This window comes from Microvirgula aerodenitrificans DSM 15089 (assembly GCF_000620105.1).
GTDB classification, from domain to species: Bacteria; Pseudomonadota; Gammaproteobacteria; order Burkholderiales; family Aquaspirillaceae; genus Microvirgula; species Microvirgula aerodenitrificans.
Genome location: NZ_JHVK01000008.1, coordinates 60,450 through 74,172 on the forward strand (window position 1 = coordinate 60,450; position 13,723 = coordinate 74,172).

Annotated in this window: 11 protein-coding genes and 1 pseudogene; 6 read left to right on the forward strand and 6 right to left on the reverse strand. The window is 61.9% G+C overall.

Features of this window, described 5'->3' with window-relative positions; translation table 11 throughout:
• Positions 1–340: 340 nt before the first annotated feature.
• Positions 341–1,951 carry a methyl-accepting chemotaxis protein gene (locus Q352_RS0108555; RefSeq protein ID WP_211249609.1) on the forward strand — a complete coding sequence of 537 codons (1,611 nt, stop codon included), beginning with the start codon at positions 341–343 and terminating at the stop codon, positions 1,949–1,951.
• A gap of 93 nt (positions 1,952–2,044) precedes the next feature.
• On the opposite strand, the gene Q352_RS0108560 is transcribed toward Q352_RS0108555, so the two are convergent.
• Positions 2,045–2,611: a TetR/AcrR family transcriptional regulator gene (locus tag Q352_RS0108560; protein ID WP_028498993.1), complete on the reverse strand. Its 567-nt coding sequence runs from the start codon at positions 2,609–2,611 to the stop codon at positions 2,045–2,047.
• A gap of 76 nt (positions 2,612–2,687) precedes the next feature.
• Here Q352_RS0108560 and Q352_RS20335 point away from each other — a divergent pair, with 76 nt between their 5' ends.
• Both Q352_RS20335 and Q352_RS0108570 read left to right on the forward strand, forming a co-directional pair.
• Entirely contained in the window at positions 2,688–4,067 is a 1,380-nt protein-coding gene (locus Q352_RS20335) for an MFS transporter (RefSeq protein WP_084299983.1), read from the forward strand.
• Between the two features lie 311 nt (positions 4,068–4,378).
• Complete coding sequence (locus Q352_RS0108570) at positions 4,379–4,651, forward strand: phage minor head protein (protein ID WP_028498994.1); 273 nt, start codon at positions 4,379–4,381, stop codon at positions 4,649–4,651.
• 208 nt (positions 4,652–4,859) lie between these two features.
• Here the strand turns inward: Q352_RS0108570 and Q352_RS0108575 are convergent.
• The 3 genes and pseudogenes from Q352_RS0108575 to Q352_RS0108585 all read right to left on the reverse strand — a co-directional run.
• Positions 4,860–5,675: pseudogene (locus Q352_RS0108575) on the reverse strand (autotransporter outer membrane beta-barrel domain-containing protein); the annotation flags it as partial.
• A 198-nt stretch (positions 5,676–5,873) separates the two neighbouring features.
• On the reverse strand, positions 5,874–6,221 hold the full coding sequence (locus Q352_RS20340) for a hypothetical protein (protein WP_156952500.1): 348 nt from the start codon (positions 6,219–6,221) through the stop codon (positions 5,874–5,876).
• 600 nt (positions 6,222–6,821) lie between these two features.
• Positions 6,822–7,439: a helix-turn-helix domain-containing protein gene (locus Q352_RS0108585; protein WP_028498997.1), complete on the reverse strand. Its 618-nt coding sequence runs from the start codon at positions 7,437–7,439 to the stop codon at positions 6,822–6,824.
• Between the two features lie 43 nt (positions 7,440–7,482).
• On the opposite strand from Q352_RS0108585, the gene Q352_RS0108590 reads away from it, so the two are divergent.
• The 3 genes from Q352_RS0108590 (at position 7,483) to Q352_RS0108600 (ending at position 11,507) form a co-directional block, all read left to right on the forward strand.
• Complete coding sequence (locus tag Q352_RS0108590) at positions 7,483–8,178, forward strand: B3/B4 domain-containing protein (RefSeq protein WP_028498998.1); 696 nt, start codon at positions 7,483–7,485, stop codon at positions 8,176–8,178.
• Between the two features lie 80 nt (positions 8,179–8,258).
• Entirely contained in the window at positions 8,259–8,930 is a 672-nt protein-coding gene (locus tag Q352_RS20345; RefSeq protein WP_051528792.1) for an FMN-binding negative transcriptional regulator, read from the forward strand.
• A gap of 393 nt (positions 8,931–9,323) precedes the next feature.
• Positions 9,324–11,507: a methyl-accepting chemotaxis protein gene (locus Q352_RS0108600; RefSeq protein WP_051528793.1), complete on the forward strand. Its 2,184-nt coding sequence runs from the start codon at positions 9,324–9,326 to the stop codon at positions 11,505–11,507.
• Positions 11,508–11,596: 89 nt separating this feature from the next.
• Here Q352_RS0108600 and Q352_RS0108605 read toward each other — a convergent pair whose 3' ends face one another.
• Together Q352_RS0108605 and Q352_RS0108610 are read right to left on the reverse strand one after the other, a co-directional pair.
• A complete protein-coding gene (locus Q352_RS0108605) occupies positions 11,597–12,232 on the reverse strand; it encodes a LysE family translocator (RefSeq protein WP_028499000.1) in 636 nt (211 codons plus the stop codon).
• A 152-nt stretch (positions 12,233–12,384) separates the two neighbouring features.
• Complete coding sequence (locus Q352_RS0108610) at positions 12,385–13,440, reverse strand: NAD(P)-dependent alcohol dehydrogenase (RefSeq protein ID WP_028499001.1); 1,056 nt, start codon at positions 13,438–13,440, stop codon at positions 12,385–12,387.
• Positions 13,441–13,723 lie beyond the last annotated feature (283 nt).

The window sequence follows — 13,723 nt, forward strand, 5'->3', positions numbered from 1 at the left end:
ATTGAAACCTGATGGGTACGGATGAGGCCCCGGGATAATAATCATTCCCGACCTGCCGCCATTGCTGATTGATAACCGGATACCAGAACGGGGAAGATTTGCTATTGCGCGGCGCAGCCTGTCGTTTCATTATCCCGAATGAGCCAGCACGGCCTGTATCGCCGATGTGCTTGAACTGACGGACATCGGGAAGACCAGTGATGATTCCAGAAATCTGGCCCGCTGCCTGCCGCTCACGGGAAAGCCGGTCAGCCTGTTTTCTGTACTGTCGTTTACCTGTTTATTCAGGGAATGACTTGAATTTATTCGAAAATTACTGGAAATACAGATGTTTGCGAGCATGAGCCTCAAAAAGAGAATGATCGGGATCGGGCTGGTCGCCCTGGCTGGATTACTGGTGCTGGGCGTGTGGTCCGCTCTTCATGAGCGCTCCAAAACCTATGATGAGCGGATGGTCATGCTCAAGTCATTAGTTGAATCGGCTCGTAGCCAGGTTGGGTATTACCAGGGACTGGAAAAGAAAGGGAAGCTTTCAGCTCAGCAGGCCAGGGATCAGGCTCGCGAAGCTTTGCGTGCCACCAAATTCCAGGGTGACAATTATTTCTTCATTTACACCTACGATGGCATCACGGTATTGCTTCCGCCTTCTCCGGAAAAAGAAGGTCAGTCAAGAATTGACGTAAAAGATGCCAAGGGTGTGCCTCTGATTCGCAATATTGTTGCGGCAGGGCGTGCAGGTGGAGATTTTACCGCCTACGACTATCCGCGCGCCGGTCAGACCGAAGCGTCGCCGAAAATGGCCTATGCCACCAATATCGATGGATGGAACTGGGTTATCGGTGCCGGCTTGTATGTTGACGATATCGATGCCGCATTTCGCCACAGCCTGCTCATGTTTGGCGTGGTGATCCTTGTTCTTGCCGTGGCGGTATTCGGGGTCATCCTGTTCATTTCGCAATCCGTCCTTCGCCAGCTGGGGGGCGAGCCGGTACACGCCATGCAGGTAATGAAGCAGGTGGCGGGCGGGGACCTCACTGTCGAATTGAAGACCGCCCGCAATGACAGTCTGCTGGCCGAACTCAATGGCCTGATTCAGGCATTGCGCAGCCTGATTGCCGAGATCCACTCCGGTGCCGAGCATATCTCCACGGCCTCCCGGCATATTCGCGCATCCAGCAGCACCGTTGCCGAGGCGGCCACCAGCCAGGTAGCCTCCACCCAGGGCATGGCTGCGGCCATGGAAGAACTGACCGTCAGCATTTCCCACATTTCGGACAATGCTTCCGAGACCGAGCAGTTCGCCAATACCACGGTCAACGCGGCGGCACTGGGTGAAAAGCAGGTCAATGCGGCGGTCGCCAGCATGGGGATGCTCAGTGCGGCGATTCACGAAGCGGTAGAGCGCATCAATGGTCTCGACCATCGCGCCCGGGAGGTCGGCTCCATTGCTGCCACCATCAAGGACATTGCCGATCAGACCAATCTGCTGGCCCTGAATGCGGCGATCGAAGCCGCACGAGCGGGCGAGACCGGCCGTGGCTTCGCCGTTGTCGCGGACGAAGTGCGCAAGCTGGCCGAACGCACGTCGTCAGCCACGAGCGAGATCGAGCGCACCCTGTCTGCCATCCAGACCGAAACGGAAGGCGCCGTCGGCGCCATGCATCATGCGGCGACCCAGGCCGATCACAGCGTTGGTGAGGTGAGTCAGTCCGCCGATGTGCTCAAGAAAATTGCCGATGGCGCCGCCCAGGCCAGTCAGCTGGTTGCCGATGTGGCCAGCGCAGCGCGGGAACAGCGCTCGGCAAGCAACTCGCTGGCCCAGCAGGTCGAGAATATCGCCCAGGCGGCAGAGGAGACCAGCGGCAGCATGACCGCTACGGCGACGTCGGCCAGCGAGCTGGAACAAGTCGCCACCACCTTGCACCGCGCCGTACGCCGTTTCCAGTGTTGACGAACCGGCAGGCTGCCCGCAACGGGCAGCCTGCCGGCCGTCAGGGAATCCGGGCCGGACAGGGGAGCGAATCAGGCACGCCACCGCCAGGATTCAAGTCCGCCTTGCCGTCAGGAGGGCGGTCAGCCCTTCGACTGCCTGTTCGTACGGGACCGTCGAGCTGGCCGCGCGGGCTAGCACATACCCGCCCTGGCGCACCGCAAGCACGGTAGCCGCCAGCAGCCGCGGATCAAGTCCCTGCTGCAGCTGACCGCCAGCCTGCGCCTCCTGAAGCAAGCCGGTCAGGCGTGTGCTGATCCAGGCGAAAGTGTCCTCCAGCGGTTTGCGCAGGCTGTGGTCGGCCACCACTTCAGGGTCGGCCGCCAGCCGGCCGATGCGACAGCCCTTGAGAATATCCCGCTCCAGACGGAGGTAGGCCAGCACCCGGTCAAGCGGATCTCCGGGACCATCGAGCAACTGCCGGACTTCCTCAATCAACTCGGCTGCGGAGCGTTCCTCGGCAGCCTGTGCAAGCGCCGCTTTGGATCGAAAATGGTGATACATGCTGCCCTGACCGACGCCCGCCTGTTCCTGAATGGCGCGCGGACTGGTGCCTGCATAGCCGCGCTCCCACAGCAGTGCCTGGGTTGTCTCGATCAGTCTGTCCAGTGATGTGCTCATGGCGTGATTGTACCTACTGGTATGTTTCTGTGCTACATTGCTGCGTACATACCAGTAGGTACAGACAGGGGCGCGCATGGAAATTTCAACTCACTCACCACGACTGGCACAGGCGGGCCGTGCGGGAAACAGGGCATGGGGACTGGTGGCCATCTGTGCCGGCATGTTCATGGTCACGTTCGACGGCGTTGCACTGAATCTGGCACTGCCCACGATCCGGCACGAGTTCAATGGCTCCGTGTCGCAACTGGAGTGGCTCGTGACAGCCTATACCTTGCCGCTGGCCAGCCTTTTGCTGACGACAGGCGTGCTGGGGGACCGCTGGGGCGCGCGGCGGCTGTTTATCGGTTCGCTGCTGGCGTTTGCCCTGACTTCCCTGCTGTGCGCCCTGAGTTTGTCGCTGCCGCAACTGATCGCCTCCCGCATGCTGCAGGGCATGGCCGCGGCAGGCCTGCTGCCGATGGTGCTGTCGCTGGTTGCCAAGAGCTGGCAGAACCCGGCCGAACGCGCCCGTGCCGTGAACACCCTGGCAATCGCAGGCAGCGTCGCCATCGTCGTTGGCCCCTTTGGTGGGGGCCTGATGACACAAGTCCTCGGCTGGCCCTCGATCTTTCTGATCAATCTGCCCATTGGCCTGCTGGGGGCCTGGCTGGCATACCGCCATCTGGAACAGACGCCGCGGCGGCGTACACCGCTGGATTTGCCTGGTGCTGCCGTCGGTACGCTGGCGCTGACAGCCCTGATGGCCGGCCTGATCGAAAGCAACACGCTGGGACGCACGCATCCACTGGTTCTTGGTCTGGTTGCCGGGGGCATTGCGGGCATCCTGGCATTCATCCGCATCGAGAAGCGTGTTCGGCATCCGGTGTTGCCACTGGCCCTGTTCCACAACCGGGCATTTGGCGCTGCCGTGGCAGGAGGATTTGCTTTCCAGTTCAGCTGCTATGGGCTGCTGTTCATGCTGGCGATTTTTGTCCAGCAGGCGTGGCAGGTCACGCCCCTGCAGGCCGGCTTGCTGCTGCTGCCATTCGCTATCGCCTTGATCCTGACCACACTGATGCTCAATCCCTGGCTGCTGAAGCGCGGAGCACGCTGGATGTTGTGGGTTGGCAGCGCCTGGGCCTCGGCGGGCGGCATCATCATGCTGGGAATGTCGACGCCCGGGACCTGGCCGGTGCTGGTGCTGGGCACGGTGGTGATTGCCATTGGCACCGGCATCTACTCGCCCACGTTGAATGTGGTGGCGACCACGACAGTTGATCCGGCCTGTGCAGGCCTGGCCTCCGGGGTCTACAACACGTCCCGCCAGATCGGCATGGCCATGGGGATCGCCATCCTGGGGTCCCTGGTGGGCGGTACCGTACCTGCGCTGGCCGGGCTGCGGGCCGGACTTCTGCTGGTCATCGCCTGCCTGCTCAGCATTGTGGTACTGACACGACGCTATATCCGGGAGTGAGGCGGACTGACCGTATGACTTGTGGCTTTCCGGCGAACCCGCACGTTTCTGATCCTCGATGTTGAAGATCATCATTGCGGTAGCTGGCTACGATCGTGGGCCGCACTGCATTGCCCGCGGCAAATGCCGATGGGCGCCCGGGAGGGGCTTTGCCTGCAGCCTGAACGGGTCCTTGCCCTGCCGGCTGTTGATGCCTGCCGTGACGAACAGGGTCGGGCCATCGTCGCTGCAATGGCCAACCGGATAAAAAATAATGGCTTCCTAATTTCTGTCGGATAGGATGTGAAAATTCTCAAAATGGTAGGTGCTTGATGGTGCAGAAAAAGGATGACATTTTTCTGACGGTGGACGGGCGCAGGGCCGCTGCCGAAGAAGAAAAAGCAAGGCAGCTTGCGCTGGGAATCACCAGCTACCGGTGGTCGAGCAGTAACGACGAGGGTGTGTGCGAACGCTGCATGGTCAACTACGGCAAGGTCTTTCGCTGGGATGATCCCCCGCCGACCGGCCACCCCGGTGAAGGGAAATTCTGCTCGCGCAAAGAAGGCTGTCGTTGCATCGCGATTCCGGTTTTCAGCCAGGGCTGATGCCGCAGGGCTGATTTCGGCCGGGCCGGTGTCTTTCCGGATTGACCGGCTCATGGCTGACGTTTCCGTCTGCGCATGAGTGTGGCCGGGTCATATCACGAACGGATAATGAAAACGCCAGCGTCATGATTCCTGTGCTGCGCCGACAATCAGGCCAGGGCGCCGGCTGACGTCCCTGACCCGATGTCGTGATGGCCATGGCGCCGGATCAGAACATCCAGCGTGCCTTGACCGAGGCGGTCAGGTTGGTGAAGCCCTCACGGAACTTGATGTCGTAGCGCGCCGACAGCTCCAGCGAGTCATTGACCTTGTTCACCAGCCCCAGCCCGCCGCGACCCAGCCACTTGCTCGGTTCGATGCCCTTGGTGGTGAATGCGGCCGATGGCGTGCCGGCAAAGGCGGAGACGATGCTCGACTGCTTGCCGAGAAGGTCGTAGCCGGCGCCGAGGTTCGCCACCAGCGTCGTGCGTTCGTTCAGCGTCTGCGACAGTTTGCCGTCCACACCGACAATCAGTTCCTCGGCCCGGTTGCTGTCCACGTTCAGGTTCAGCACGCCGGCACCGGTTTCGGTGTAGCCCTTGTCGCGGATCACCGTGTAGTCGGCACGCAGCGACGGAGTGAACGAGGTGCGTTCGCTCAGTGCCAGGGTGTGGGCCAGTCCGGCGCCGATGTGCGCACTCCAGCTGTTGTAATCCGATTTCGCCGTGCGGCTCAGCCCGCCGAAGGCGATCTGGCGCTCGCCACTGGTACGGTGCGCGCCGACATCGGCCTGGACGTTCAGGTCGGTGGCTTCGCTGAGGCTGTGGCTGTCGTAAACGACCAGCTGGTAGGTGTCGACGTCCGCCCGCTGCTGCGCCGCGCTGTCCTTGCCGTCGACCTTGCTGCTGGCGTAGGCCACCGCCACGCCGAGGCGACTGGCGGCGTTCAGTTCGGTGTCGGCCCCGACCACCATGCCGTAGGTTTTGGCCGTGTAGCCGCTGGCGCCGTCCTTGTCGGCCTGATCGGCCCAGCTGCCGAACGGTCGGGCCCAGCCCCGGCGGTCGGTAAAGAACTCGTCGCCGGACGAGCGGCCGTGCTGGCCTGGGCCGCACCGGCGGTCAGCAGCGGCAGGGTCTGGCTGACGGCACGGGACACGTCGTGCTCGCTGCCGAGCTGGCCCAGGGCGGTAATGACGGCGGTCGCGCCGAGCGCCGGATTGTTGTCATGGTTTCTGGCACGAAATTCAGTGTGTCGGAGTGGATGCCATAGGCCTTGCGGTTTTTCCGCCCTTGTTGTTGCTTGCCGTGACGGTGCCGTTGTTGGTCAGTGTCTTGCCGGTACCCACATTCCCGTTGGCGCCGGCGAGTGCCGAGTAGGTGATCGCGGCCCCGTTGGCCTGGTTGACGCTGGCGCCGTCCGAAACCGTGCAGTCGTAGGTATCGGTGCCAAGATTGCTGTCGCTCGCGATGGCGCCACATGAGGCTGGCGTGGCCAGCGCCGTCGGCACGTACATGAGGCTGGCAATGGCAAGCAGCACGGCGGCGTGGCTGGCCTTCGGTTTCCAGCGGGGGAGGGCGTGGAGAGACGGCATGAACGGGTAGTCCTTGTTGATTGCAATGCATTGGATACGGACGGCAGGCAGGCAGCGCGAAGCGGGATGACGGTCGGATTTCCGGGAGGGGAACTGGCGTTGCGCCATCCTGAAACGTGCCGGTTCCGGATAAAACCGTCGATACCGGCCCTGCCATGTCATACGGTCACGCCATCCGGCTCGTGGCCGTCCGGTGCATTGATGCATCTTCATGATTTTCATGAAGAGTATAAGGACGTGCGGAAGGCTGAAACTGAGCAAATCTGAAAAGTTTCATCACATTTGCATGGATGCTGCCAATGCCAGCCGGTGCCCGTTCATGCCGGTAAATCCGGCTTGTATAATAAAAAACTTATTAAGTTTTTCTAATGATAATTAATAACGTTTAATTTGTCTTATCTTGAGACCGCCGGCACAGTGCAGTTGCCAAGGGATGTCCTTGCCAACTGCAAATGGAGCCATGTCAAAAATGAAAAATCTCAATGGTCTGGTTTATGAACTGTGCCGGCTTTGCCATATCGCCGGGCGTTCCCGGGTGAAACCGAAAACCCCGCAATCCGTCAGGGCAATGCGCTGATCCGTGACCGGTCGTCGTCCCGCTCAGCGTATCGTTGCCTGCGGATGCAGTTCGGCCACGCTCATGGTGAATATCAGCCCGGCGTCGCCTTCATTCGCATAGTGATGGGGCACGTCGGTTCTGGCGACGGCGGAACAGCCCGCGGGAACGATCAGCTCGGTCTTGCCCACTCTGACCGTCAACTGCCCCTGCTCGACATGGAACAGCTCGAAAGTCCCTTGCGGATGCCCGGGCGATTCAAACCGCTCGCCCGGCGGCATCGCCCAGCGCCACAGCTCGATCATGTTCGGCCCGCTGGTCCCGGCCAGCAGACGCGCGGTGCCTCCGCCGGGACCGGTCCACAGCGTCGGGATGTGTTCTGCTTCGATCAGGTGCACGGGAGGGGCACTGGCCACGTTCACGATATCCGCTACCGACATGCCAAGCGCCGCAGCAATCTTGCACAGGATGGCGATGCTGGGGTTGGCGGCGGATTTTTCGATCTCGACCAGCATGCCCTTGCTGACGCCGGCGCGGCGCGAAAGTTCGTCCAGGGAAAGCTTCTGCTGCTTCCTGTGTGCCTTGAGCCTGGCGGAGACTGCCTCGCTGACCGTCTGGACATCGGCGCCGGAATCGGTCGGTATATTGACTTTTTTGGTCATTGGTCGTTAGCATGGAATAAATAAGTCACTAAAGGATTCTCCGATGCGCTCCGTCATGCCGTCAATCGATCCGGATATCGCCAGCCTCGCCCCCGGCTTCCGGGCTCTCAGCATCAGTGTCGAGGCGACACCCATCGTCAATCCCGGCGTTGCTGCCGATGCGCTGCGCCGGGCCTGCCAGTCGCTGACCACCGGCGGTGCTGCCTGGGCAGAAGCCCACCTGCAGGCCTGGGCGGAGGTGTTCCGGCAGTTCGGCGCCAAGCCGCAGCGGACCCCGTGCTCCGCCGAAGCCTTGCGCAAGCGGGTGCTGCGGGATGGCAGCATGCCAAGTATTGACCCCATTGTTGATCTGTATAACGCCATCAGCATTGAGTATGCGATTCCTGTCGGCGGCGAGAATTTTGCCGCCTATGCCGGCGCCCCCCGGCTGGCCATTGCGGATGGCACGGAGCTGTTCGACACCATGAAGGACGGGGCACCGGCACATGAAAACCCCGAGGTCGGGGAAGTCGTGTGGCGGGACGACATCGGGGTGACCTGCCGGCGCTGGAACTGGCGGCAGGGGGTCAGGACCAGGCTGGGGGCCGACGCCACGCAGATGTGGTTCATTCTGGAAAGCCTGCCGGCCATGCCACTGGCCGCGCTGCATGAAGCCGGCGACCAGCTGACCCGGGGCCTGCTGGAGATGATGCCTGGTGCGGTGATTGAATCCACGCTGATCGGCTTCGACCCGCGATAACACCGCCGGATCCCTCCGCCCCGATGACGGTTCGTCGGGGCGGTCATGCCTTGTGTCGTCCATCCCGTCCTGGGAGCCCCATGTATCTGCCCGCCCGCTTCAATGAGCCCGACACCGATGCCCTGCATGAATGCATGATCCGGCATCCGCTCGGGACTCTGATTACGCATGGCCGCAATGGCCTGGACGCCAACGCCATTCCGTTCGAGCTGGTGGCTGGCGAAGGGGCGTCCGGCGTGCTGAAAGCGCATATTGCCCGCGCCAACCCGCTATGGCAGGACCTCCGGGACGGTGATCCGGTGCTGGTGGTTTTTCAGGCTGGCGATGCGTATGTCTCGCCAGGCTGGTATCCGACCAAGCTCGAGTCGCACCGACAAGTTCCGACCTGGAATTACATCGTGGTCCATGCGCATGGACACATCCGTTTTCATGATGACGAGACATTTGTCAGGGGCGTGGTGGCCAGGCTGACCCGGGCACGCGAAGCCTCGCAGCCCAGCCCGTGGAAGATGGGTGATGGTCCGAAAGACTATATCGATGCGCTGCTGAGACGGATCGTCGGGCTGCAGATCGACATTACCCGCCTGGTGGGCAAAAGCAAACTTGGGCAGGACGAGGTGGCGCGGGACATCTGCGGTGCCGGCCATGCGCTCAGGGCTTGCGGACAGCATGAAATCGGCGATGCCATGCTGGCCAGGGCAGAAGACAAGGCCGCGCCGCTTCCTTCCCCCCGACCGCCCCCCCTTCCGTGACGGCCCGGTGATCCGGACACCTGCCGTCGTCCGGTCATTCTCACGCCCGTACATCGCTTTTTATCCCCCGACCTTTCCGGGCTGGGGGATTGGGCTATAAATGCTTGTGCTGCACAAATCCGAAAGCATCGGACAGCGGCATGGATTATGTCGTGTTGCTACTTGAGCGCTAATTTATCTCCGGTATACCGATTGAGGGATACATGGAAGACCCCGGCAGACAGTCGAGCCGGGCTCTCTGAACCGGAATTCAGGTTTTGCCACCCGCGGGGGTGAGTATCTCCGGTTTCGTCGACCGGGACCGGGAAGAATGACGACCGGCAACAGGCAGGGCATGCCGGCATGGTGGCTGGCTGCTGCAGCGCGCACTAATCCAAGAGAGTGAAGGCCACGATGAGCTGGTTAAAGGAAAAAGTCGGTAAGGTCAGCCTGCAATCCGTGCAGGGACGCATTGCCCTCGCTGCGGGCGGGGCACTGGTCATCAGCTCGGCCACGCTGCTTGCCGTCAATATCGGGTCGGCAATGATGACGCAAACCATGGTCAGCAGCCGCACCAACGAGTTGATGCGCAGTGAAGCGGAAGCCAAATTGCGCAATCTGGCCTCGGCCCAGGCCGGTGCGATCCAGGCGCGTTTCGATCTGGCTCTCGATGCGGCACGCACCATGGCCCATACCTTTTCCCTGGCCAGGAGCAGTGTGCCGATGGGGCGCGTGCAGTTGAACGCCATTTTGCACAATGTGCTGGTCAACAATCCGGAATTCAACGGAACCTATTCCTGCTGGGAACCCAACGCCGTCGATGGCAACGATGCCCAGCACACCGGTAGCGGCAATGGCAATAATGCCCAGACCGGGCGATTCACTCCGTACTTTACCCGTAATGGCAGTGGCACTATTGCCGTACAGCCATTGGTTGAATATGACTCCGATGCAGCCCACGTAAATGGCGTGCCCAAGGGCGGCTGGTATACCGGCCCCAGAACGACGGGGCAGGAAAGCGTGCTTGGCCCCTTGCCGTATGTGGTGCAGGGGAAAAGCGTGTTTCTGGCCACCATGTCGGTACCGATCATGGTGAACGGGAAATTCGCCGGGGTGGCGGGGGCCGACTACAACCTCGACTTCGTACAGAAAATCAGCCAGGAGACCAACAAGTCCCTGTATGAAGGCAAGGGCCGGCTGCTGATTCTCAGTGATCGCGGGCTGGTGGTCGCGGACAGTGCCAGCCCGGAAAGCATCGGCAAGCCGTTCACGTCCGGTGCCGGGGAACAGCATGCGGCCGCGCTGCTTGATGACATCAAGGCCGGCAACGCGAAAACCTGGGTGGACGATGCCTCGCAGTCCATCAATGCCATGGCGCCGATTCCGCTTGGCAAGACGGGCAAGCCGTGGGCGGTCCTGATCCAGGTGCCGAAGGATGTGGCGCTGGCCGAAGTCAACAGCCTGAACAGCGAAGTGAAGGCACGTTCCATTTTTGCCACCCTGCTGCAGATTGGTGCCGGCATCGGCATCATCCTGCTTGCCAGCCTGTTCCTGTGGCGGATGTCTGCCAGGATCGCCCGTCCGATCCGGAAAGCGGCTGATATGGCGAAAAGCATCGAGTATGGCGTCTTTGATACCCGGCTTGCCGTCGAATCGAATGATGAGGTCGGCAAGCTGGCCTCGGCATTGAACAGCATGGGCGACAGCCTGCAGGAGAAGGTCAACCTTGCCGAGCAGATCAGCGAGGGCAATCTGAACTGCCAGGTGAACCTGACTTCGCCCTCCGACCAGCTCGGCATCTCGCTGAAGAAGATGGTCGACAACCTGAACCGGATGGTCGGCAATCTGCAAACGGAAGCCAAGGCCATCGACAACAATGCGAAGGACATGTCGGTGCTGAGTCAGGAACTGTCCGAAGGGGCGGGCAGCTCGGCCGCCTCGATCGAGCAGGTCAGTACGGCCATGGCGCAGATCAGTTCGCAGACCAAGAGCAATGCCGACAATGCCAACCGGGCGAAAACCATTTCCCAGACCTCCCGCACTGCGGCGGTCACCGGTGCGCGCGACATGGACGAGATGCTGACGGCCATGCAGGAGATCAAGTCGTCCGGAGACAATATCGCCGCCATCATCCAGACCATCAACGACATTACCGCGCAGACCAACCTGCTGGCCCTCAATGCCGCCATTGAGGCGGCACGGGCAGGCGAGACCGGTCGCGGCTTTGCCGTGGTGGCCGACGAAGTGCGTTCGCTGGCGACGCGCAGTGCCAACGCGGCACAGAAAGTCACCGAGCTGGTCAAGTCTTCCAGCGTGAAAACGGCCGTCGGCGTCGAGACGGCAAACAAGACTGCGGACTCGCTCAAGCAGATTGTGACCAGCGCGGAAGAGCTGTCCTTGCTGGTCGACGGGATCTCGCTGGCCTCGCAGGAGCAGGTGGTGGGGATCGACGAGATTACCCAGGGGATGAACCAGATCGACAACGATACGCAGGCGGTCAGCCAGCATGCCGAGCAGTGTGCGGCGACGGCCGTTCAGCTGACCTCGCAGGCAAAGCTCGTGCATGACCTGATCAAGCACTATCGCGTCAAGGCATAAGGGTCTGAAACGACCGTTGTCGATGGCCATGAAGAAGAGATCCTGCACTGGCAGGATCTCTTTCTTTTTTGCAACCCGTCGGCAGTTTGCTAGCGACGTCCTTCCATGACCATGCGCACGGCCAGACCGGCCAGCACCGTGCCCATCAGCCAGCGCTGCACCGTCTGCCACAGCGGCCGGCCGGCGAGAAACCCGGCGATGGAGCCCGCCATGACCGCAATCAGGGCATTGACGCTGACGCTGATGACGATCTGGGTGAAGCCCAGCGCAAGGGATTGCTGCAGCACGCTGCCATGTCCTTCGGGGCTGATGAACTGCGGCAGCAGCGACAGGTACATCACGGCAATCTTGGGATTCAGCAGATTGGTGACAAAGCCCATCATGAACAGCTTGCGCGGGCTGTCCGCCGGCAGATCGCGGACCTGGAACGGCGAGCGGCCGCCGGGCCTGACCGCCTGCCAGGCCAGATAGAGCAGATACAGCGCCCCGCCGAGGCGCAATGCGTCATACGCATACGGGACGGCCAGCACGAGCGCGGTAATGCCCAGTGCGGCACACAGCATGTAGACCACGAAGCCCAGCGCGACACCCCCGAGGGAAATCAGCCCGGCCATGCGTCCCTGGCAGATCGAGCGCGAGATCAGATAGATCATGTTCGGCCCGGGCGTGAGCACCATGCCGAGCGAGACAAGACCGAAGGCAAGCAGACTGGAGAATTCCGGCATCGGGGCGCAGTCCTGTTGAAATGAGGGGACAGAGAGCGGGCAACACCGGAGCAGTATATTTCAGCCGCGGCCGCCATGACATCCGCAGGGGGCAACGCGTGGAGATGCCCGGAGACCGCCACCGCCGGCATGGCGATGGCGTGGCCTGCATGTCAGGCCTGTCCGTCGGACAACGTGGCCATGTCGATCACGAAGCGATAGCGCACGTCGGCTTTTTCCATGCGCTCAAAGGCATCGTTGATCTGGTCCATGCGGATCATTTCGCAGTCCGGCAGGATGTTCTTCTTCGCGCAGAAGTCGAGCAGTTCCTGGGTTTCACGGATGCCGCCGATCGGGGAGCCCGCAACACGGCGGCGACCGAGCAGCAGCGGAACGGTATTGGTTTCCGCCATCGGGCCCACCTGGCCGACGATGACCAGGGTACCGTCCACGTCGAGCAGCGGCAGGTAGGGGTCCAGGCTGTGCTTGACCGGCACGGTATCGACGATCAGGTCGAAGCCGTTGGCCGCCTTGTTCATGGCCCCGGCATCGGTGGACACCAGCAGACGATCGGCGCCCAGCGCCAGCGCATCGGCTTCCTTGCCGTTGCTGCGGCTCAGTACGGTCACGTCGGCGCCAAGGCCGACCGCCAGCTTGACCGCCATGTGGCCGAGCCCGCCCAGCCCGATCACGCCAACCCGGCTGCCCGGGCCCACATTCCAGGTGCGCAGCGGCGAATAGGTCGTGATGCCCGCACACAGCAGCGGTGCGGTTCTGGCCAGATCAAGGCCGTCGGGCACGCGCAGGCAGAAGGCTTCCCGTACCACCAGATGCTTGGCATAGCCGCCCTGGGTCGGTTCGCCGGTATGGCGGTCGTGGCCGCAGTAGGTGCCGGTATGACCTTCGCGGCACAGTTGTTCCTCACCGTTGTGACACTGGTCGCATTCCTGGCAACTGTCGACCATGCAGCCGACGGCCACGTGGTCGCCGATCTGGTAGCGCGTCACCTGTGAGCCGGTGGCGGTCACCCGGCCGACAATCTCGTGACCGGGCACGATCGGGTAATAGCTCCAGCCCCAGTCGTTGTGCGCGGTGTGCAGGTCGGAGTGACACACGCCGCAGTAGAGGATTTCCATGGCGACGTCATCCGGTCGCAATGCCCGGCGCTCGAACGTCAGGGGTGCCAGCGGAGAATCCGGGCTGTAAGCAGCATAACCAATGGTTTTCATGACAAAACTCCGGTGAAACAGGGGGGCAGTATACGGGGCGGCGGCCGGAGAACCGGCTGCCGACGGGCAGGGAGGGGAACTTGACTGACGGCCATCATAGGGGACCATCAGGTTTTGATTAAGCCCGCGAGAGCGCATGCATTAGTGAATGAAATTCATGAATTGCGGGGCGGCGGGCCGGCAAGCATACCCGCAAAAAAAAACCCCGGTCGATGACCGGGGTGAGTGGCGCGGCAGTGACAGGGAGATCACCGCCTGCTACCAGGAGATCATGGCCTGTCGG

Excerpts from the sequence above, each read along its gene's own strand:
- Q352_RS0108605 (WP_028499000.1), bottom strand. The coding sequence starts at position 12,232 with ATGCCGGAATTCTCCAGTCTGCTTGCCTTCGGTCTTGTCTCGCTCGGC.
- Q352_RS20335 (WP_084299983.1), top strand. The coding sequence starts at position 2,688 with ATGGAAATTTCAACTCACTCACCACGACTGGCACAGGCGGGCCGTGCG.
- Q352_RS0108555 (WP_211249609.1), top strand. The coding sequence starts at position 341 with ATGAGCCTCAAAAAGAGAATGATCGGGATCGGGCTGGTCGCCCTGGCT.
- Q352_RS0108585 (WP_028498997.1), bottom strand. The coding sequence starts at position 7,439 with ATGACCAAAAAAGTCAATATACCGACCGATTCCGGCGCCGATGTCCAG.
- Q352_RS0108560 (WP_028498993.1), bottom strand. The coding sequence starts at position 2,611 with ATGAGCACATCACTGGACAGACTGATCGAGACAACCCAGGCACTGCTG.
- Q352_RS0108610 (WP_028499001.1), bottom strand. The coding sequence starts at position 13,440 with ATGAAAACCATTGGTTATGCTGCTTACAGCCCGGATTCTCCGCTGGCA.
- Q352_RS0108590 (WP_028498998.1), top strand. The coding sequence starts at position 7,483 with ATGCGCTCCGTCATGCCGTCAATCGATCCGGATATCGCCAGCCTCGCC.
- Q352_RS20340 (WP_156952500.1), bottom strand. The coding sequence starts at position 6,221 with ATGCCGTCTCTCCACGCCCTCCCCCGCTGGAAACCGAAGGCCAGCCAC.
- Q352_RS20345 (WP_051528792.1), top strand. The coding sequence starts at position 8,259 with ATGTATCTGCCCGCCCGCTTCAATGAGCCCGACACCGATGCCCTGCAT.
- Q352_RS0108570 (WP_028498994.1), top strand. The coding sequence starts at position 4,379 with ATGGTGCAGAAAAAGGATGACATTTTTCTGACGGTGGACGGGCGCAGG.
- Q352_RS0108600 (WP_051528793.1), top strand. The coding sequence starts at position 9,324 with ATGAGCTGGTTAAAGGAAAAAGTCGGTAAGGTCAGCCTGCAATCCGTG.